The 19,480-nt window shown below is 70.3% G+C and carries 21 protein-coding genes and 1 pseudogene; 10 read left to right on the top strand and 12 right to left on the bottom strand.

Annotated elements, in window-relative coordinates:
- Position 1: 1 nt before the first annotated feature.
- Positions 2-820, bottom strand: coding sequence for an SAM-dependent methyltransferase (locus RCR19_RS36460; RefSeq protein WP_331269015.1), 819 nt, complete (start codon positions 818-820; stop codon positions 2-4).
- Between the two features lie 200 nt (positions 821-1,020).
- The gene (locus tag RCR19_RS36455; RefSeq protein ID WP_331269014.1) at positions 1,021-1,824 is read right to left on the bottom strand and encodes a helix-turn-helix transcriptional regulator; all 804 of its coding nucleotides are present in this window, start codon (positions 1,822-1,824) and stop codon (positions 1,021-1,023) included.
- A 119-nt stretch (positions 1,825-1,943) separates the two neighbouring features.
- Here RCR19_RS36455 and RCR19_RS36450 point away from each other — a divergent pair, with 119 nt between their 5' ends.
- The 3 genes and pseudogenes from RCR19_RS36450 (at position 1,944) to RCR19_RS36440 (ending at position 4,027) form a co-directional block, all read left to right on the top strand.
- Positions 1,944-2,366, top strand: a complete 423-nt coding sequence (locus tag RCR19_RS36450) for a hypothetical protein (RefSeq protein WP_331269013.1) — start codon at positions 1,944-1,946, stop codon at positions 2,364-2,366.
- 8 nt (positions 2,367-2,374) lie between these two features.
- Positions 2,375-3,379 (top strand): annotated as a pseudogene (locus tag RCR19_RS36445) (NAD(P)-dependent alcohol dehydrogenase); the annotation flags it as partial.
- A gap of 183 nt (positions 3,380-3,562) precedes the next feature.
- On the top strand, positions 3,563-4,027 hold the full coding sequence (locus RCR19_RS36440; RefSeq protein ID WP_331269653.1) for a peroxiredoxin: 465 nt from the start codon (positions 3,563-3,565) through the stop codon (positions 4,025-4,027).
- A gap of 221 nt (positions 4,028-4,248) precedes the next feature.
- On the opposite strand, the gene RCR19_RS36435 is transcribed toward RCR19_RS36440, so the two are convergent.
- The 6 genes from RCR19_RS36435 to RCR19_RS36410 all read right to left on the bottom strand — a co-directional run bounded on the left by RCR19_RS36435 (position 4,249) and on the right by RCR19_RS36410 (position 9,368).
- A complete protein-coding gene (locus RCR19_RS36435; protein WP_220295739.1) occupies positions 4,249-4,761 on the bottom strand; it encodes a YceI family protein in 513 nt (170 codons plus the stop codon).
- 216 nt (positions 4,762-4,977) lie between these two features.
- Complete coding sequence (locus RCR19_RS36430; RefSeq protein WP_331269012.1) at positions 4,978-5,628, bottom strand: DUF4360 domain-containing protein; 651 nt, start codon at positions 5,626-5,628, stop codon at positions 4,978-4,980.
- 322 nt (positions 5,629-5,950) lie between these two features.
- Positions 5,951-6,625 carry a hypothetical protein gene (locus RCR19_RS36425; protein ID WP_331269011.1) on the bottom strand — a complete coding sequence of 225 codons (675 nt, stop codon included), beginning with the start codon at positions 6,623-6,625 and terminating at the stop codon, positions 5,951-5,953.
- Between the two features lie 143 nt (positions 6,626-6,768).
- A complete protein-coding gene (locus RCR19_RS36420; RefSeq protein ID WP_331269010.1) occupies positions 6,769-8,655 on the bottom strand; it encodes a hypothetical protein in 1,887 nt (628 codons plus the stop codon).
- 76 nt (positions 8,656-8,731) lie between these two features.
- Complete coding sequence (locus RCR19_RS36415; RefSeq protein WP_059126201.1) at positions 8,732-8,950, bottom strand: hypothetical protein; 219 nt, start codon at positions 8,948-8,950, stop codon at positions 8,732-8,734.
- Between the two features lie 205 nt (positions 8,951-9,155).
- Positions 9,156-9,368 carry a hypothetical protein gene (locus RCR19_RS36410; protein WP_331269652.1) on the bottom strand — a complete coding sequence of 71 codons (213 nt, stop codon included), beginning with the start codon at positions 9,366-9,368 and terminating at the stop codon, positions 9,156-9,158.
- 234 nt (positions 9,369-9,602) lie between these two features.
- Here RCR19_RS36410 and RCR19_RS36405 point away from each other — a divergent pair, with 234 nt between their 5' ends.
- Entirely contained in the window at positions 9,603-9,995 is a 393-nt protein-coding gene (locus RCR19_RS36405) for a helix-turn-helix transcriptional regulator (protein WP_331269009.1), read from the top strand.
- A gap of 151 nt (positions 9,996-10,146) precedes the next feature.
- Positions 10,147-10,407 (top strand): hypothetical protein, encoded by a 261-nt coding sequence (locus RCR19_RS36400; protein ID WP_331269008.1) that lies wholly within the window; start codon positions 10,147-10,149, stop codon positions 10,405-10,407.
- Positions 10,408-10,675: 268 nt separating this feature from the next.
- Here RCR19_RS36400 and RCR19_RS36395 read toward each other — a convergent pair whose 3' ends face one another.
- Entirely contained in the window at positions 10,676-11,206 is a 531-nt protein-coding gene (locus RCR19_RS36395; RefSeq protein WP_331269007.1) for a hypothetical protein, read from the bottom strand.
- A gap of 244 nt (positions 11,207-11,450) precedes the next feature.
- Here RCR19_RS36395 and RCR19_RS36390 point away from each other — a divergent pair, with 244 nt between their 5' ends.
- Positions 11,451-11,951, top strand: a complete 501-nt coding sequence (locus RCR19_RS36390; protein WP_331269006.1) for a hypothetical protein — start codon at positions 11,451-11,453, stop codon at positions 11,949-11,951.
- Between the two features lie 126 nt (positions 11,952-12,077).
- On the opposite strand, the gene RCR19_RS36385 is transcribed toward RCR19_RS36390, so the two are convergent.
- Positions 12,078-13,010, bottom strand: a complete 933-nt coding sequence (locus RCR19_RS36385; protein WP_331269005.1) for a LysR family transcriptional regulator — start codon at positions 13,008-13,010, stop codon at positions 12,078-12,080.
- A gap of 114 nt (positions 13,011-13,124) precedes the next feature.
- Between RCR19_RS36385 and RCR19_RS36380 the strand changes: the two genes are divergently transcribed.
- Together RCR19_RS36380 and RCR19_RS36375 are read left to right on the top strand one after the other, a co-directional pair.
- Positions 13,125-13,343, top strand: a complete 219-nt coding sequence (locus RCR19_RS36380) for a hypothetical protein (protein ID WP_331269004.1) — start codon at positions 13,125-13,127, stop codon at positions 13,341-13,343.
- Between the two features lie 329 nt (positions 13,344-13,672).
- On the top strand, positions 13,673-15,229 hold the full coding sequence (locus RCR19_RS36375) for a phospholipid carrier-dependent glycosyltransferase (RefSeq protein ID WP_331269651.1): 1,557 nt from the start codon (positions 13,673-13,675) through the stop codon (positions 15,227-15,229).
- A gap of 279 nt (positions 15,230-15,508) precedes the next feature.
- On the opposite strand, the gene RCR19_RS36370 is transcribed toward RCR19_RS36375, so the two are convergent.
- A complete protein-coding gene (locus RCR19_RS36370) occupies positions 15,509-16,891 on the bottom strand; it encodes a M1 family metallopeptidase (protein WP_331269650.1) in 1,383 nt (460 codons plus the stop codon).
- A gap of 206 nt (positions 16,892-17,097) precedes the next feature.
- Between RCR19_RS36370 and RCR19_RS36365 the strand changes: the two genes are divergently transcribed.
- Entirely contained in the window at positions 17,098-17,991 is an 894-nt protein-coding gene (locus tag RCR19_RS36365; RefSeq protein ID WP_331269003.1) for a Gfo/Idh/MocA family oxidoreductase, read from the top strand.
- 91 nt (positions 17,992-18,082) lie between these two features.
- On the top strand, positions 18,083-19,048 hold the full coding sequence (locus tag RCR19_RS36360; RefSeq protein ID WP_331269002.1) for an ATP-dependent DNA ligase: 966 nt from the start codon (positions 18,083-18,085) through the stop codon (positions 19,046-19,048).
- 37 nt (positions 19,049-19,085) lie between these two features.
- Here RCR19_RS36360 and RCR19_RS36355 read toward each other — a convergent pair whose 3' ends face one another.
- The gene (locus tag RCR19_RS36355; RefSeq protein ID WP_331269001.1) at positions 19,086-19,457 is read right to left on the bottom strand and encodes a DUF6479 family protein; all 372 of its coding nucleotides are present in this window, start codon (positions 19,455-19,457) and stop codon (positions 19,086-19,088) included.
- Positions 19,458-19,480 lie beyond the last annotated feature (23 nt).

The raw sequence follows: 19,480 nt of genomic DNA, 5'->3' as shown, positions 1-19,480 counted from the left end.
GTCAGCGGATCCGGCCGACGCCGCCGAACTCGATCCATTCCTGGGTGAGTTGGCGGGGTGCGACCTCCGTGTCCGGCCGCCAGGTGGACACCTCCACCAGTCCGGGCTCAAGGATGTCCATCCCCTCGAACCAGGAGGCGACGTCCTTCTCCTGGCGCACACGCCCCCAGTGTCCCTGGGTGGCCTGGGCCATGAAGTCGGTGACGAACTCACGGACCTTCGGGTCCTCGCTGACGAGCTGACACATCACCATGAAGCTGTCGGGCACGAGCTGTTCGACGACACGACTGACCAGGGCGGGCGGCCCCTCGGTGTCGCTGTCCGGGATGCAGTGCATCACCGAGTTGAAGAGCACGGCAACCGGACGTGAGAAGTCGATCAGGCGGCGGGTCTCCTCATGAGAGAAGATTGCCTCCGTGTCCCGGATGTCCGCCTGGATGACGGCGGTGCGGTCGTCCTGTTCCAGCAGCGCCCGTCCGTGCACCAGAACCATCGGGTCGTTGTCCACGTACACCACATGACTCGTGGGGTCGACACGCTGGGCGACCTGGTGGACGTTGTCCTGCGTGGGCAGCCCGGATCCGTGGTCCAGGAACTGCCTGATGCCGTAGTCCTCCGCCAGGGTGCGCACCATGCGCTGAAGGAACCTGCGGTTGTTCAGCGCGAGCGCCCGGGTGCTGGGGACGACCTTGTCGAGTTCCTCGCAGGCTGCCCGGTCGGCCGCGTAGTTGTCCTTTCCGCCCAGGTAGTGGTCGTACATTCGGGCGGCTGTCGGCACCGTGGCGTCGATCGACGTGGACAATTGCCTGCCAGGCTGCATCGTTCCCCCAGAGACGGGCCGCGCCGTCGGAACCGGCTCGGCGGGCACTCCATCCTAGAGACCCGACGTTTCCCGATGCCAGTCCCCGAACGAAGGATGCGGAATCCAAGCCACCTGATCGGTAATCAACTGCCGGTAGATCAAGCATGGTTGGCGATACGGGCGTCGAGTGTGCCCGCGGGGGCGCCGGACGGGGGCGGTCATGGCTCGACGAGTTCGGCCAGCATGGCGCCGGTCCCTTCGTCAGCGGGCAGAAATGCCTCGAGGCGGAGTTCGGCGATGGTGACGTCGACGGCGGTGCCGAAGTGGGTGAGGGTGGTGACCAGCGTCAACTCCCGTGTGTCAGCCGGATCGTGGGCCCGCAGGCGCAGTGGTACGGCGAGGCCGAGGTGGTCCGGCGACTCGCGCGGACGCGGTGGTGCCAGGGCGCGGAGTTCGGAGACCAGGTCCTGCAGCCGGACGTCCGGGTTCCGCGCACTCTCCGCCTGAAGACGTTCGATGATGTGCCACGCCCACTCGTCGAGGTTCGCGATACGCGGCGCCAGGCCCTGAGGATGCAGCAGCACCCGGGGAACGCTCATCGGCGCGAGGAGCAGATGCGGGGCCGCACCCGCGATGAGCTTGTGGAAGGCGGCGTTGGCCGACACCAGGTCGCCGAACCGGTCGACGACCACCGCCGGGTACGGAAGGTGCCCTTGCAGAATGCGTTCGAGGGCGGTGCGAATCGGCTCGAGCCTTGGGTCGTCCAGGCGCGTCTGCGGGTAGGCGGGTGCGAACCCCGCCGCGAGGAGCAGTTCGTTGCGCTCACGGATCGGCACCTCCAGGGATTCCGCCAGCCGGATGATCATTGATCGGCCGGGGGCCGACCGTCCGCTCTCGATGAAACTGACGTGCCGCTGCGTGGTGCCCGCGCGCACCGCCAGTTCGAGCTGGCTGACGCGCCGCCGGGTGCGCCACTCGCGCAGCGCGCCGGCGAGCGGACCCTGTGTCGATTCGCTGATCACCGCTCCTGTGTATCCCCCCGGCCGCCGGTCCGCGATTCCCTGCGGGGAATTGCCGTGCGGCGGCCGACGCAGGACGGTCGTTGCCGCACACCCGACCGTGAACGGCCGAAGGGAACGTCATGACCCACACCGACATCCACCACCTCACCGACCGCTACGTCGCCGTATGGAACGAGCCCGACGCGGAACGCCGCCGCGCCGAGGTCCACGAGCTGTGGTCCGCCGATGCGGTCCATGTGGTCCGGCCCCCCGAGGAGATCCTGCGCACCGCCGAGGGGCTGGGCTTCGATCGTCTCGTTCTACAGGCACGCGGGCACCGGGCACTGGAGTTCCGGGTGTCCCGCGCCTACGAGGAGTTCGTCGCACCGGGCGCCTTCGTCTTCCGGTCGCGCGGCAACGCCGACCGGCTCCGGGACATGGTCAAGTTCGGCTGGGAGATGGTGCCCCGCGAGGGTGGAGCGGCGGCGAGCGCGGGACTGGAGATCCTCGTGCTCGGCCCCGACGGCCGCATCGTGAGCGACTACCAGTTCATCGAAGGGTGAACGGGGCGATGTCCGTACTTCCTACGGCGGTGCGCAGCTACCACGCACGCAGCGGCGGCGGCATCGAGGGCCTTTCGCTGCGTGAGCACGCACCACGCACTCCGGGGAGGGGGGAGGTAGCGGTGGCCGTCCGAGCCGCCTCCCTCGGCTTCCGCGAACTGCTGGTGCTGCGGGGGCAGTACGTACTGCCCGTCAAACCGGACGTCGTCCCGGTCTCGGACGGTGCCGGGGAGGTCGTCGCCGTGGGACCGGATGTCGAACGGGTGCGCCCGGGCGACCGCGTCGCTGCGGCGCTGTTCCCGCGGTGGCTGGACGGCCCGCTGCAACCGCACTGTCTGCCGCAGTTGGGTGGCTCACTCGACGGAATGCTGACCGAGCTGGCCGTCCTTCCCGAGGAGGCCCTGGTATCCGTCCCCGACCACCTTTCCTACGCCGAGGCGGCAACGCTTCCCTGTGCCGCCGTCACGGCATGGAACGCCCTGACCGGCGACGGCCGCGGAGTCCGGCGCGGACAGACCGTGCTGACCACCGGCTCCGGGGGCGTCTCCCTGTTCACGGTGCAGTTCGCCGAACTCCTCGGTGCGAAGGTCATCGCCACCACCGGCCGCGCGGACAAGGAGCAGCGCCTTCGCGATCTGGGAGCCGACGAGGTCGTCAACTACCACGACAAACCGAACTGGCACACCGCCGTACGTGAACTCACCGGCGGGCGGGGAGTGGACCGCGTGGTCGACACCGCGGGAACGCTGGAGCAGTCGCTGAAATCGCTCGCCATGGACGGGCATGTCGCCTTCGTCGGGTCCATGTCCGGCGGCCTGCGACCGATCGAGCCCCGTCTGCTGTTCGGCGTCGCCGCGACGGTCCGGGCCGTGGCCGTCGGCAGTCGCGCCCAGTTCACGCGCATGAACGAAGCCATCTCCGCGCATCGGCTCCGGCCGGTCGTCGACCGGGTGTTCCCGTTCGACGAAGCCGTGGCGGCCTACCGCTACTACGAGTCGGCCACGCCGTTCGGAAAGGTCGTCATCGGCATCGGACAGCCGGCGGGCGTGGGTGACGGACCGTCCCGCACGACCGGTCGCCCGGGGTGGAGTCCGGGACCGCACACCCGCGGAACACCGCCGTACCATCCAGTAATATCAGGCCCGGCGCACCCGGTCCTGTGGGCGCGTAACATCCCGGGGAACGCGGAGGTCGGCATGGCGGACGTCGAAGTGGGCACCGTGATCGAGGACTTCGACCTGCCGGACGAGACGGGTGCGCAGCGGCGGCTCTCGGAACTCCTCGTCGACGGACCGGTCGTGCTGTTCTTCTACCCCGCCGCCCTCAGCCGCGGCTGCACGGCGGAGGCGTGCCACTTCAGGGACCTGGCAGCCGAGTTCGCGGCGGTCGGCGCCCGGCCGGTCGGTATCAGCGGCGATTCCGTGGAACGGCAGCAGGAGTTCGCCGGACGCCACACGCTCGGGTTCCCGCTGCTGTCCGACGTGGACGGGACCGTCCGGGAGCGGTTCGGAGTCCGGCGCGGTTTCTCCATGACCCCCACCAAGCGCGTCACCTTCGTCGTCGACCAGGACCGCAAGGTCCTTGAGGTGGTGCGCAGCGAACTGCGCATGAGCGCGCACGCCGACCGGGCGCTGGCCGCCCTGCGCACCCGCACGGACTGACGGCCGACGGTACGGGACGTCGATTCGCCGCCTTCCGGGGCCCCGGGCCGACGTCTCCTCGTTCCTGCAAGGGCAGCCGGCCGCATCGGGCTCGTCGTCCTCCCAGGACTCCTCGTTCCAGGGATCAGGCAAGCGACGGAGGGCGACGGCCATGCGGGAGTCGGAGGCCGGAGCCCCGCCGCGGGGTCACGACGACGGCAGCGGGGACTCCGTCCCCGTCGTCACGCCGTGCGCGTGAGACGCAGGGTGGCGACGACCGTCGTCAGGCCGCGCAGCATGCCCAACTGGTTCCAGCCCATGCCGAACTCCGCACGGTCCACGGTGAACTCGGCCTCGAGCGTGACCGCTTCCGCGTCCGCCTGCGTGACGCGTGCCGTGAAGGACTGCGGCCGGCTGATCCCGCGCACGGTCAGCTCTCCGGTGATCTGAGCCGTGTCGTCCGACCGCGCCTCGGCACGCTGCACCGCGAAGGTGATCTCGGGGTGGTGGTCGACATCGAAGAAGTCCGCGGAGCGCAGGTGCTTGTCACGCTTGGTGTGCTTTGTGTCGAGCGATGCGGCGTCCAGGGTGATGGTGCCCTGGGCGGTGCCGTCCGGCTTGACCTCTCCCTGACCGCTCAGGGCGTTGAAGGAACCCTTGACCGTGACCAGCCCCCACATGGTCTTGTGCTGCACGGCGACGGTGGAGGCGGTGTGGTCGAGCTGCCACAGTCCGGTTTCGACGGCGACGGTCATGAGAGTTCTCCAGCGGAAGAGGGGCGGGACAGTGCGGTGATCGAGTCATCCAATTTTGGATGACCCCCACGCTAACCTCTCCTCCAAATTTGAACAACCTGTTTGGTCCAAAAATGGACGAGACCGATCCCGTACGCCTCGGCACCCGGCCGCCTCCCGCCGTACCGTCACCGGCTCCGGCGGGAAGGAGCCGGTGACGGCCCGCCGGACGGCAGGTCAGGACTCGGGGCACTCCTTCCAGGCCAGGTGGTAGACGGTGCTGATGTCACCGTCCGTGGAGTCCATCGTCATGAAGCTCGTGCTGCCGGGCGTCGAAGTGCCGGCGCTGACGCGCAGTTCGGTGTTGATGTTGAAGTTCCGCTGCACACCGCAGGGCGCCCAGACCAGCTGCGCCCAGTCCGTGACGTCCGTCGCCTGCCAGTTGTCGTCGTACGGACCGCGGAACGGGTGGGTGATGGCCGCCGTGTTCGGCGACCCCTGGAAGTAGTACGAGGCCTTCTCCGTGCTGGACGCACCACGCTGAAGCGAGGCGAATCCGCGGTAGTCCGCACTGGCGATGGCGTACGTGAAGCCCTGCGGCACATGGACGATGAGGTTGAGCTGGCAGTTCTTGCGGAACGCCGTGGGGTCTGCACTGCCCCCCACCTGGGCGAGGTAGTCGCTGTAGGTCACCGTGAAGGCGGTGTTGTCGGGCGAGACGGCGACCGCGGCCGTCCCCTGGGGACAGCCGGAGCCGTTCACCGTGGCGACCTTGATGGCGATCTTGTCGGGGGGCGGATCGACGATCCCGGACGACGGGTCGTGCACGGGCAGTGCGGTGGCGAAGAGCGCCGCTATCGCACCGCTCAGGAGCATTCCACCAGCCATGGTTCTCCCATCCGTTGCAACGGTGTCCCGGCGGTGTGCACCGCCGGGTATCGGGGGGTGCGGCCCCGCGCGTGAGCACGGGGCCGTCGCGGACCAGTGCGTTGGATCTGATACCGCGTTGCGTCATGTACATGTCATGCAGGCATGCATGTCCCCACCTGTGAAGGAGCTGTGAAGGCCGGGGCCATCGCATCGTATGTACTCCGGGCGCCTGCCGGTACGGCGATCTCCGGCCAATCGGCGCGGTGCAGACCCCGCCGGGCGCACACAAGGCGGCCCGCCGCCCCGGACTTCACGGGACGGCGGGCCTTGGCGGGCCCGGTCAGTGGGCGGGCCAGCCGTCGAGGTGGCGATGGAGGGTGACCCTGGGTCGCTCGTGGCCCTTGGGCGCCTTCGCGACCGCTTCGCTGAGCACCTTGTCGACCTCGGCGGCCAGCGCGTCCGCCCGCGTCTTGATGTCGGCGGCCGGAAGCGTGGAGCGGGTCAGTACGTCCAGCCGCCGGTGGATGTCGTTGAGGCGCCGCCGTGCCTCGCCGTCCAGGGCGAAGGGGCGCGGCGTGGAGACGACGAACTGGTAGGCGCCCGCAAGGGTCTGGCAGCCGTCGCAGTACTTGTTGACCGCGTCACCGCGGTTCACGGCCGTCAGATGGGTGCGCTCCCCCGCCATCGTGACGATCTGGAAGGACAGCGCGACCGAGCGGCAGCGGTCGTCGACCGAACAGCCCACCCCGACGGCGTTCGCCTGGTTGCGCACGGTCGCGGCGCTGACCGTACCGAGCTGGCGCACGGTGAAGGAGTCCTTGGTCTGCGTGTGATGCCGGAAGTCGGCGCGGGTGAAGGTCTGGTCGACGGCGACCGCGGCGTGCCGCGGGGCCGCCGTCGCGGCCTGTGCGGGCACGGCCGTCGCGAGACCGGCCGCACCGGCCGCGAACAGCCCGACGCGCACTGCGCGTTGGGAGAGGGCGGACGGTGGACGGGGTTTGCGGTGCTGGTTCACGTGGGACTCCCGTTTGAGTGATGCCGTAGGACGGAGTTCCGCAGGACAGGGGACGCACTGCGCTCTCGGACCGGCGGAGGCGGCTCGGCCCCGGTGCTGGGCCCGGGGCCGGTCCGCTCAGCCCCGGGACGGGCCCGGGGTGATCAGGAAGGGCTGGGTGTGGGCGAGTCGACCGGCGGCTCGCTGGAACTCTCCGGCGCGGTCGGGCTCTCGGACGGCACAGGAGCGGAGGGCGAGCCCGATCCGGGGCCTTCCGACCCGGAGACCGGGGGCTGGCCGCTCGTCTCGGGGCTGCCGCTGGGCTGCCCGACCGTGCCCTCGGGGGGCGACTTCGAGGCGCTGGGCTGCGCACTCGCGGAATCCGACGGGCTCGCCGAGGCCGAAGGACCGTCCGAGGCCTCCGGGGAGGCGGTGCCGGCCGAAGCACTCGGGACGCCGGCCGACGGCGCGGCATCGTCCGGATCCGGGGTCGTGGCCCGCCGGGCCGGCGGCGCCGAGGACGACACACCCGGCTGCAGTATCGGAGCGATCGGCGGCTTCTTCGGCAATGGCTCCGGGGTCATGCCCGACACCCAGGCGTAGCTGAGACCGCCGAGTCCGACCAGGAGCAACGCGCACAGGGCCACGCGCAACCGGGGCCGGCCGTCCGTCGACTTCACGGCACCCCGCCACAGGCGTCCGCCGAGCTTCACCGACAGATAGACCACGCCCGCCATCGGGCACAGCAGCATGATGCAGCCGACCACGCCCATCAGGCCCGCCGCGATCTCCCCCTCGGCGAAGGCACCGCCCGTGCCGACGATCTGCTCGGTCAGCGACCGGATCATCGTGGTGGTGATACGCGGCAGGTTCCAGAGCGCGTACCCCAGTTCGCCGATGATGAGCGGCACCATCGTCAGGACCCAGGTGGCGACGATGACCCGGGACGACTTCTTGAGCGCGGCGACCTCGGCCCGGGCCTTGCTGCCCCTGACTCCCGGGATCAGGCTCAGCAGGATCGGCTTGATCTTGCCGTAGAGATCGGGGACACCGGCGAGATCGCCGAGGATGTAGTAGCCGTCGAGGCGCACGGCCGGCATCAGCTGTTCGAGGATCTCGAAGTGGTTCAGATAGACGGCGGCCAGGAAGAACGGCTGGCCGGTGAGGGCGTAGGCACCCGCCAGCGCCAGCATGAAGACGACGTTGAAGTAGATGCCGCCGAGATCGGTGCGCAGTCGCCCGCCCCGGCCGATGCGGTAGACGTCGGTGACGTCCGTGTACATCGAGGGCCAGATGAGGAACAGTCCGCAGCCGATGCTGCCCGGCCGGGCACCGCCGTAGCGGCACGCGGAGGCGTGGCCGAACTCGTGGAAGACGAGCGAGGCCACCGTCAGCACGAACACCACGAGGAGCAGCACCGGTTGATCGAGTACCTCGAGCACTGGTGTGATCGCGCCGAAGTACGCGAACAGCCACACGTCCAGGACGGCGACACCGGCGAGCACGGCCACCACCACGAGAGGGCGGTGCAACCAGGCAAGCGCACGGGCGATCTTCGCCACCCGGCGGTCGTTGAAGATGACTCGATGGCCCTTGAGCGCGAGGAGCAGGTCCGACCTGGGTGCCGAGATCTGGTCGTCCCGCAGTCCCTCGGGGACCGTCACGCCGAGCGGGTCCAGCTTGTTCTCGATCAGATAGCGGATGTTCTCCGCGCTCACCTCGCGCCCGAACCGGGCGCTGACCCGGTGGGCGATCGTCTCGATGTCGCGGCTTCCGTCGATCGACGACGCCACCAGGTGCAGCAGTCGGGACAACTGCACAACCTGCCCGTCCCCCCGACGGGCGATGTACCTGGGCTCGGTGAACCCGGACCCCTGGTATTCACCGTGCAGTCGAAGCCCGGCGCTCAACCGCGGCACGATCGGCTTCTCCATACCGATGACGGTCAGCTCGCCGGTGGCGACCTGCTCGTACGTCACCGGCATCCCCCCGGGACCCGGCACCGGGCCGGTGTCGTAGAGAGCCGCGGTGTTCTCCCCCAGCAGCGTCATATGCGCTTTCCTCCCCGTAGGGCGGACCGCACCAGCCCCCTGTGCGGCCCGCCCAACTTGCCCTCGTCGTACGGGGTTACTGGCTGATGTTGATCGACTGCGAGGCCGCGGACTGGGCGACCGACCACGAGGAGTGGTCGTTGAGCGCGGCCGACTCGTTGTGGGCGGAGACGTTGGCGACGTGCTTGCTGACGTTGACCGTCTTGCCGAAGCTGAACTTCAGCCGGCCCAGGGCCTCGCGGCCCGGCAGCAGCTCCGCGGACTCGGCGTCCAGCTCGTGTGCGTTCATGCTCATGGCGTGTCCTTTCCTCAAGACCTTCGTTAGGCAGCGTGTGGGAGCCGGGCGGAATCGGACCGCCGCCCGGCGAGGTTGGTGATATCCCGTCGGATACCGGTGCCCGGTGGTGGTACCGCCGCGGCGGGCGGAGGTGTGGTGATGCTTCGCCGCGGCGGTACCGGGTGCCGCACGGTTCCGGGGCGACGGACCGTGCGACACCGGATCACTGGTGGATGTTGATGGCCTGGGCGGCGCCCGAGTCCGCCACCGACCACGCGGAGTGGTCGTTCAGGGCGGCCGACTCGTTGTGGGCGGAGACATTGGCGATGTGCTTGCTGACGTTCACGGTCTTGCCGAAGCTGAACTTCAGGCGACCGAGGGCCTCACGGCCCGGCAGCAGCTCCGCGGACTCGGCGTCGAGCTCACGAGGATCCATCATGATCGATTCCCCCTCGGGGTTCGAGGTGTGTTCCCGTCGGACACGATCAGGTCCCCCCGGATCGCGTCCAACTCTGTCGGACGGGCTGTCCAACGAGATTGGACACTAGGGGCTGGAAAGCGGGTGACGCAAGCGGTTCAGGAGAACACCTTCCGTAACTCACCCAACTCGCCCCTAGAATGATCCGACGCGGAAAAGTTCCGCCCGGCGGCGAGCAGGAAGTGACCATCGGTGGCCAACGCACTGCAGCAGATCATCCGTGACCGGCTGGACAGCGAGCGCTGGTCGTACGGCGACGTCGCCCGCCGCGGAGGCATCCCGCGCTCCACGGTCCACCATCTGGCGACCGCCGATCACATGGCGCGTATGCCTCAGCCGGCCACGCTCGAAGGACTCGCGCAGGGACTGGGAATTCCACTGCAGACCATCCGCCAGGCCGCGGCGGAGGCGTGCGGCATTCATCTCTACGCCCCCGCGGCCGAGTCGGCGCCCACGCCCCAGGCTCCCGGCGACCCCGAGGTGGACGTCCTCATCGCGAGCGTCCAGCGACTTTCGTCCGAGGACCGTCGCCATGTCGCGGCGCTGGTCGAGTCTCTGCTCAACCGCCCTTCGGGCGACTCCTGACCCCCGGCGGCGGTACGAAGGGCGCACCCCCGCCCCACGGGCCACTTGCAGTAGAAGAAGTCACTTCCGCCCAAACACGCATGATCCGGCGCTAGTCTCTCCTCCTGCCTGGGCGCGTGAGCCGCACACCCCAGGGCCTCTGGGGGACACCTTGCTCTTCGTACACGGCGGCCCCACCACCGCCATCGTCAAGGGACCGACGGGAGAATCCGTGGTCCTGCTCTCCGGTGAGCTTCCGGCCGATCTGACCGACACCTCCATCGGAGAACTGCTCGACCTCGCGGCCGCCGTGCTCAGCGAGGATGAACTCGCGCTCTTCGACCAGTGTCTCGCCATGCTCCGGCGCGGTGAGGGTCCCACCCCGCAGCGGATCGAGATCAACGGTGCCGTGCTCACCGTCTACCGCGAGTGACGGACATCCACGGCGAGACCGGACGCCGGGACCACACTCGTACAGAGATCCAGACGTCGAACGGATGGCTTCAAGCCATCGAGCAGGGCACCATCACGCCATGGCACCCATCGCACATCCGTACAGCCGCCCCACCTTTCGAGCGACTTCATGAGCCCAGCCCGTATCCCCGGCCTGATCGTGCCGCTGATCCTCCTGTTCGCCCTCGCCGCAGGCGCGGTGTGGTACTGGCGGCATCGTGGCGACTAGCCGCGCACCGGCCGACGACTCAGTTCTGGCCCCGTTCGGCCTGCTCACGCAAAAACGCGGTGATCTGGCCGGCCAGGCTCTCCGACACGCTGTCGTTCCGTGCGGGAACACCGGGCTCGCCGTCCGACGCGGTCATGTCTCCGGACCACAGATACCGGTCGGCCCAGTCGTCGTCCGCCTTCAACTGCACCTGGATGTCGACGAGATTCAGCAGCGGTTCCGGGGCGGCCGCGTACAGGACGGCGGTCGCCCGGCGCAGCGGATACAGATCGAAGCCCTCGATGAATTGCGAGTTGCGCCAGTCGAGGAACGCGCTCTCGCCGTCGGGGCCGATCCGGATGTCGAGTTGGCCGTCCTCGAGGTGGATTCCGGCAGGTTCCCCCATGCGGTTCTCCACGGTCACCCGGAAGCGGAAATAGGCCAGGCCTTCGGCGGCCTCGTCACGCCCGCGCGGCGGCTCGGCCCTCTCCAGACCGGAGACGCGGACACGCAGACCGGCATGCTCGTCTGCGCATTCCTGCCAGTCGCCGATCACATTGGGCTCGCGCACAGTCCACCTCTCCACTTCCGCGCCTAGCTTCCTATCCGCGCACGCAACAAAGTGTCAAATGCACGGAACACCACGTGGCCAGCGGATATGCCACGCTTGATCACCGATCAAGCCGTGCGCAGCATGGATCCACCGTCCGGCCGCAGCACCACGATCCCGCACGTGTCACACATCACGTCCATCACACGCCCGGAGCCGGTGCCCGGGCCGCATGCCACAGTGACGGCTGGCACACTGCACGTTCATGACCACGATCACGCCCGCCCGTGCTCTGCTGCTGCTCGTCAGCGGACTAGTGTGCCTGACCACCGCGAGCGGGGCGCTGATCGGCGCGCTCTTCGGCGGTGCGGGGTTGGCTCTCCTCACCGCGGCCGGTGCCGGCGCGGCGGGCGCGCTCGGCGCCCTTTTCCTGCGCCGACGTGCGTGGACGCACTTCGAGGCGGCCCGGCGTGAGGCCGGGATGCGCGGCTATGCCGACGGGATCGCCCATGGGGTGCTCCTGCACATCGCCGCGTACGAGGCCGCCGTCTTCCCGCGCAGCGGGCCCACGGGGGTCACTCCCGAGGAGCGTGCCGCGCGGCGCACGGTCGCCTATCGGATGGCGGCGCTGGACGAGGTGTCACAGCGGGTCCGAGAGGCCGCCGCGGACGCCCTCGCCGTGCTCGACGCCGCCGATCGCACCGCTGCCCAGGACGCCCTCGCCCAACTCGCCGCGGTCGTCAGACAGGAGTACGCCCGCCCCTGACAGCCCGGTACGGCGCCGCGGCCCCGTTGTGCCCGTCCGTGGCCCCGCCGCGCGTCCGCGCGCGGCGCTGAGTCCACGGTTCCGGAATCGACTCCTCCCCGTGCGGCGGCCGCGCGTCTCCCCTCACTACTGCGAGCCGGCCGAAGCCATGGACCCGCCGACCGACGCGGCCGCGAGTTCACGCACCTGGGCGAGAGCCGCGGCGACGGCCGGTCGGACCGTTCCCCCGGCGCGTACGCAGGTGAGGAACTTGCGGTGCGGGTCACCGGCGCAGCGGACGCGGGTGAGCTCGAGGTGCGGCGGCAGCCGGGCCAGGCGTGGTATCAGGGCGACCCCGAGTCCATGGGCGACGAGATGGGCTGCGACGTTCCAGTCGAGCGCGTGATGGACGACGTCCGGCGTGAATCCGGCCGCAGCGCAGGCGGAGACCACATGCGGCCGGCACGGGCTGTCCGCAACCGGGGCGATCCAGGGCTCCAGAGCCGCCTCCGCGAGATCGACGCACTCGCGGCCCGCCAGCTCGTGACCGTCCGGCACGACGAGGTCGAACGGGTCGTCCATCAGCGGCTCCTGCTCGAAGCGGACGTCACCGCGGGGCGGATTGTGCGGCGTCACCTCCACGACGGCGAGGTCCGTCTCCCCCTCGAAGAGCAGATCGAAGGCCTCCGGGAGCCCCGCTTCCCGGATCTGCACGGACAGGCGGGGATGGTTGTCGCGCATGCGGGCCGCCATCGGGGCGAGGAGCTCCGAGACGGCCACCGGGAATCCGCTCACCCGCAGCACTCCGGCAAGTTCCCCGTCGTCGGCGCGCAGGTCGTGTTCGGCCTGCTCCCATCGCGTCCGTATGGCGTCGGCGTGTGCCAGCAGTCCACGGGCGGCGGGTGTGAGCCGTACGCCCCGACCCTGCGGTTCCAGCAACTCGACACCGAGCTCGCGGGAGAGCTGCCGGATCTGCTGGGATGCGGCGGACGTCGTGAAGTGCAGGGCACGCGCCGCGGCGGTGACGGTGCCGTAGTGCGCGACGGCCCGCAGGACATGCAGTCGGCGTAGGTCAATCATGAAGCCCACGCTTCACGGTCGTGTCCGGCAAGTCAACGTGGACGTGAACGGCGGTGTGCGCCCACCCTGGTGGCATCGACATGGTTGCGGTCAAGCACCAGAAGGGAGTCCGTGATGACTCGCACCCCAGCCCCGGCCTGCCCGTACTGCGGATGGCCCGATCACGCGGCGCCGTTCCGGATGCTCTCCCGGCACGGCACTGCCGACGGCCGGACGCTGTGGACCCGTTGTGCCTGCGGTTCGCTGCAGGTCCGCCTGGTGGACGCCCGAGGTGTACGCGTCGTCTCACGCAGCCGGCCCGCACGGCCCGTGGAGCAGCCCTGCGAGCGATGACGGCCGGCCGGGCCGCCCGTTCCTTCGCCGATCCGGCACACCCGTGATTGAGCAAGCCCCCACCGTGCCGACGTAGCACAGGACATGGCAGCATTCATGGGCGCCGGGTGCGCGGGCGGCCCGGTCCGCACGTACACCGGGGGGCGCGGACGATGACGTACGAACAGCAGTCGCTCCCTGCGCGCGAGCGCAGTGAGCCTCCGGCGCCGTCCGGGACGCCCCGCCCCGGGCCGTCCTCTCCGGAGCGGTGCGCCCCGGGCCGCTGGACGCGGCTGCGGCGCCACCGGCGGCCGCTGCTCGTGCTCGCGGTCTTCGCACTGCTGGCGCAGATGGCGTTCGCCATGGTCAGCACCGCCGTGCGGCAGACCCCGACGATCGACGAGCCCGTGTACGTGGGCACGGCGGTCGTGTACGTACGGGAGCACAGCCTGCGGTTCAACCCCGAACATCCGCCGCTCGGCAAGCTCATCATCGCCAGTGGCACGGTCTTCGCGCACCCGCGTCTCGAGCCGGGGTTCCGTGGCGATCAAGGGCAGTTGGGCCGTCGGCTGCTGTACGAGTCGGGCAACGACCCGTGGCAGGTGATGTTCTGGGCGCGGCTGCCCGTGATGGTGGTGACCCTGCTCTTCGGGCTGGCCGTCTTCGGCTTCGCCCGTGATCTCGTCGGTTCCATGGGCGGTCTGGCGGCACTCGCGCTCTACACGTTCTCACCCGACCTCATCACCAACGGTTCGCTGGCCACGCTCGACGTGCCCGCGGCAGGCTTCGTGGTGACGGCCGCATGGATGGTGTGGCGGGCCCGGTACAGACCGCTGTCCTGTCTGGCGCTCGCCGGGGTGGCGTCGGGCGCGGCGGTCGCCACGAAGATGAGCACGCTGCCCGCGGTCCCCGTGCTGCTGGCTCTGGCCGGGTGGTCGTACTGGCATTCGGTGGGGGGCGCAGTTCCGAGGGCGCGGCGCACGGTCCGCGCGCTTGCGGCCGCGTTCGGTGTGGGGGTGGTTCTGGTGGGCGTCGTATGGGCCACGTATCTGGTCGTCGACCCGCGACTGCGCTGGACGACCCCTTCGGACGTGCCGACGGTGCACGGCCTGCGCGCCCTGCTGATCGACCGGCTGCCCTTCCCCGACCCCTACCGCGACGGAATGCGCATCCAGTTCGGCTTCGAGAGCGACACCTGGCGCGGGTATCTGTTCGGCCGGCTCTACACGGGCTCCCTCTGGTACTACCTGCCGGCCGCCCTGCTGGTGAAGACGCCGCTCGGCATGCTGGTGCTGTGGCTCGCCGGTGCCGCGGCCATGACGGCGGTGCCACGGCTGCGTGCCGCCGCCCCCTACGTGCTGATTCCCCCGGCGCTGCTGCTGGCCGCGGCCATGCAGGGTTCACGCGACCTCGGGGTGCGTTACGCGCTCTTCGTACCGGTGTTCCTCGCCGTTGCGGCCGCCTGTCTGCCGGCGCTGCGGCGGCGGTGGGCGTACGCCGTGACGGCCGTCCTGGTCGTGTTCGTCGCGCTCAGTTCGCTGCGCACGTATCCGTACTACCTGCCGTACTCGAACGAGGCGTTCGGCGGTCCCGCGAAGACGCACCTGCGGCTGCACGACTCGAACGTCGACTGGGGACAGGATCTGGGCCGGCTGGCCGACCGGCTGCGCGAGCGCTACCCGGGCACCCGTGACGTCTGGCTCGTCTACAAGGGCAGCGGTGTGCCCTCCTGGTACGGCATCCACGGGCACAACCCGCTCAAGGTCTCTCCGGACCGGGTGCACGGGCTGCTCGTCGTGTCCGACACGTCGATCGCCAAGGCCGACGGCCGCCTCGAACAGCTGATCCGCGGCAGCAGGGCGATCGACGACGTCGGGCACTCGATCACGATCTTCCGGCGACCCTAGAGCTCGCACGGGCGGGCCTTCGAAGGTGTCGGCGTCGAGGGCCTGCGGTCGGACCACCGCCGTACCGGGGCGCCGAAGTCAGCGCCGGTCCGCCCGGACGTCCCCGTACGGCGCCGCCCCGTCGATGGCCTCGACGGGAATGCCGAGGCCATCGACTTCGTCCGGCGCATCGGTGACGCGCCGGCTCATGCGCCGCAGCCCATGGCGGACAGGCCGGCCGGTGCCTGACTCACCGTCCCCGTGCCGCCGGGCGAACGGTGCCTTTGGTGCGGCACCGGTTCAGGGCATCGACGGCTTGCCCGCCGTGTCGAGCCAGGTGTGGAACAGGGCGTCCAGGTGCTTGCCCGACAGCCGCTCGGCGAGGCCGGTGAACTGGGCCGTGGTTCCATGGCCGCCCCGGTTCTGCGCCGCCCAGGTACGCAGGATCCGGAGGAACGTCGCGTCGCCGACGGCCGTGCGGAGCTTGTGCAGCGCCATGGCACCGCGGTCGTACACGGGGCTGTCGAAGATGTGCGCCCCGCTGCCGGGGTCGGCGGGCGGGAAGGACCACACGTCGTCGCTCGCCGGGCGGGCGTACAGGGCGTCGAACGTCTGCTGGGCCGTCCTGCCGCCGTGCTGCTCGCTGTAGAGCCACTCCGCGTAGGTCGCGAAGCCTTCGTTGAGCCAGATGTCCTGCCAGCGGGTGAGGCTCACGGAGTCCCCGAACCACTGGTGGGCGTTCTCGTGGACGAGCGTGCCCAGGCTGGGCGCGCGGTCGTAGACGGGCCGGGTCTGGGTCTCGAGGGCGTAGCCGACGTCCGGTGCCCTGTCCACGATGGAACCGGCCGCACGGAAGGGGTACGGACCGAAGAGCTTGCTTTCCCAGGCGAGGACGGACGGGAGTTCCTTGAGCACGGGGGCCGCCGCGGACGCCTCACGCGGATCGACAGCGTTGTAGACCTTGATTCCGTCGCGGGTGGTGTAGCTCTCCACGTCGAACGTGCCCACGGTGGCCGTGGCCAGGTATGCCGCCATCGGTTCGGACTGGCGCCAGTGGAACGTGGTGTGCCCGTGCACCGTCCTCCGGCCGACGAGCACACCGTTGGAGACGGCCGTCCGCCCTTGCGGCACCGTGATGGTGATGTCGTACGACGCCTTGTCCGTGGGATGGCTGTCGGACGGGAACCAGGTCATGGCTCCCTGCGGCTCGTTCGCCACGAACGCGCCGTCGTCGGTGGGGATCCAGCCGTCGGGCGAGCCGTCGGGGTCAGTGACGGGACCGGGCTTGCCCTGGTAGGCGACGGCGATGCGGAAGGCCTGGCCCCGGGCGAGCGCACGCCGTGGCGTGACGACGAGTTCCTGACCGTCGCGACGGAAGGACGTCTTGACGTGGTCGACGGTCACGCCGGTGACCTTGAGGCCCTTGAGGTCGAGGTCGAAGCGGCTCAGACGTTGTGTGGCACGCGCGCTCAGGACCGCGGTGGCGTCGAGACGGCCGCTGCCGGTGTCGTAGCCGAGGGTCAGGTCGTAGTGGCGCACGTCATAACCGCCGTTGCCCTCCAGCGGGAAGTACGGGTCGCCCGCGCCCGCCGCCCCGACGGTGCCCGCGGCCGCCGGGCCCGCCCCGGCGAGCAGGGCGGCGAGGGCGAAGGGGACCACGGTGGCGACGGCGGGTCCGGGCAGGAGGGTGGTGCGTGTGACGGGGTGCCGACGGGATGGCGTCACGGCTGCTCCTGAGGCTGGGGGCTGATCACTGCCGGGTCAGCTTAGGAGGCCGGGGCGCCAGCGGACCGCCTCGGTTCGGTCAAGTTCCCTTGCGCCTCGCGAGGTTCACCGGACGCTCGGGACGCATCTGTTCAAGGCCGTCGAATCATGATGGAGTTCCGTCCATGACGGACATCTCGCTGCCATGGACCGGGGAACCGGTGAGGGTCGGGCTGGTCGGGGCGGGCCCCTGGGCGCGCGCGGTGCACGCGCGCGTGCTGGCGGCCGGGCCCGAGACCCGGCTGACGTCGGTGTGGGCACGCCGCGAGGAGGCGGCCCGGGAGACCGCGGCCCCCTACGGCGCGGACGTCGCCGCCGATTTCGACGAACTTCTCGAGGGCTGTGAGGCGGTGGCCTTCTCGGTTGCTCCCGCGATCCAGGCGGAGCTGGCGTTGCGGGCCGTGAAGGCGGGCAAGGCCCTGCTGCTGGAGAAGCCCCTCGGAGGGGATCTGTCCTCGGCGCGGCGGCTCGCCGACGCCATCGAGGAGGCGGGCGTCGTCTCGCAACTCGTCCTGTCCAACCGCTACCACCCCGCCGCGCGCCGCTTCCTGGCCGCCGCACGGAAACTCGAGGTGGCCGGCGCCCGGTCCCGCGGACTGAGCGGTGCCTTCCTGGGCGGGGACTTCGCGACCCCGTGGCGCCTGGAGCACGGCGCGCTGCTGGACGTCGGCCCTCATCTGCTCGACCTGCTGGACGCGGCGATCGGCCCCATCGAGCGGGTGCGCAGCGCGGGGGATCCGCGCCGCTGGATCGAATTGACCTGCGAGCACGAGGGCGGGGCGGTCAGTCAGTGCTCCCTGTCGGGATCGGTGAACGTCCCGGAGGGCGGTACCCACATCGAGCTCTTCGGCTCCGAGCCCCCGCTGGTGTACGACACGACGGGGCTCGACTACGAGGATGCGTGGCCGGTGCTGCGCCGCGAGTTCGCCACGGCCGTGCGCACCGGGGTGTCCGGGGAGCTGGACGCGCGGCGCGGACTGCGGTTGCAGGAGCTGATCGCGCAGGCCGCTCGGGGGTGAGCGACCGGGCGGTGCCGGACAAGGGCGCCGTTCAGGGGAAATCGCCCGGCCGGCACGCGTGAGGGCGGGCCGAGGCGTCCACAACTGACCCGTGAGACTGCCGCTGATCGCCCCCATGCTGGCCACCCCCGGTGTCCTGCCGCCCGCGCGGCAGGACACCCAGTGGGCCTACGAGACGAAGCAGGACGGCCAGCGGGCGGTGGTCTACCTCCCGGGCGACGGCACCCTCGAGCTGCGCGCCCGGTCGGGCGAGATCATCACCGGCGCCTATCCGGAACTCGGCCCGCTGGGCGAGGTCCTGGGTGCGGCACCCGCCGTACTGGACGGCGAGGTGGTGGCGCCGGACGAGCGGGGGCACGGCGACTTCCAGCGGCTGCAGTCCCGTATGGGACTGGCCCACTCCCCCGCGCTGGCGGCGCGCCGTGCGGCACACACTCCCGTGCACCTCGTGCTGTTCGACCTGATGTTCCTTCGGGGTGACCTCACCGCGCTTCCCTATGCGCGCCGCCGGGCCCGGCTGGAGGAGCTCGGGCTGGCCGGACCGCACTGGTCGACGCCGGGTGCGCTCGTGGGGCACGGGGCGCGTGCGCTCGAGGCGACCAGGGAGAGCGGCCTGGAAGGGCTGGTCTGCAAGAGGCTGGACTCGGTGTACGAGCCCGGTGTGCGTTCGCGCTCCTGGATCAAGATCCGCAACGTCCGGGCCGTGGATGTGATCGTCGGCGGCTGGCTGCCCGGCCGGGGGCGCCTGTCCGGGCTGCCCGGAGCACTGCTGGTGGGTCAGCGGGAGGCCGGACGTCTGCACTATGTCGGCCGGGTGGGAACAGGCTGGACCGAGGCCGAGCGCACCGACCTCGCCAGGCTGCTCGGCACGGTCGAAACGCGCGTCTGCCCCTTCGACCGCGACCCGAGGGTGCCGGATGCCCGCTGGGTCCTGCCGAGGCTGGTCGGCGAGGTCCGCTACAGCACCCGCACTCGGTCCGGTCTGCTCAGACAACCGTCCTGGCTGCGTCTGCGCCCGGATCTGGCACCGGAGGACTCGGCCGCCGATCTGCCGTGACCGCCGTGGCGCCCGTGGCCCCACGGTCGGCCGCGGTTCAGACGTGACCGGGGCCTCCGCTGCCGAACGCGCCGCTGGACCCCGGCAGCCACCGCTTGCGCTTCTGGTTCTCGCAGCGCTGGCTGGCCGCATGGTGGAGCTGGTACGGCATGAGCCGTTCGCTCTCCTGCGACGCGCGCGGCACCTCTCTGGGTTCCCGCACCTCTCGTTCCTCATGGACCGCTCCGCCCTCGGGCAGACGGGGCTGCTCCTCGGGGCTGGGGGGTGCCGGTTCGCGGTCCCTTACGTCCATCCCGAGCCGGACGGCCCAGATCAACGCTCCGGCTACCACCATGCCGCCGATAAAGGCGAAGAACACGTTGAGTTGTTCTTGCGATACAGCCAGTACTACAAGGCTCGCCGTATTCATGCCATGACCATACCCCCGTTGAA

It is taken from the genome of Streptomyces sp. WAC07094, assembly GCF_036320405.1.
In the GTDB taxonomy this organism is placed as follows: Bacteria; Actinomycetota; Actinomycetes; order Streptomycetales; family Streptomycetaceae; genus Streptomyces; species Streptomyces lannensis.
The sequence above is the reverse complement of the archived record's forward strand: the minus strand, read 5'-3'. Positions and strand labels throughout refer to the sequence as shown.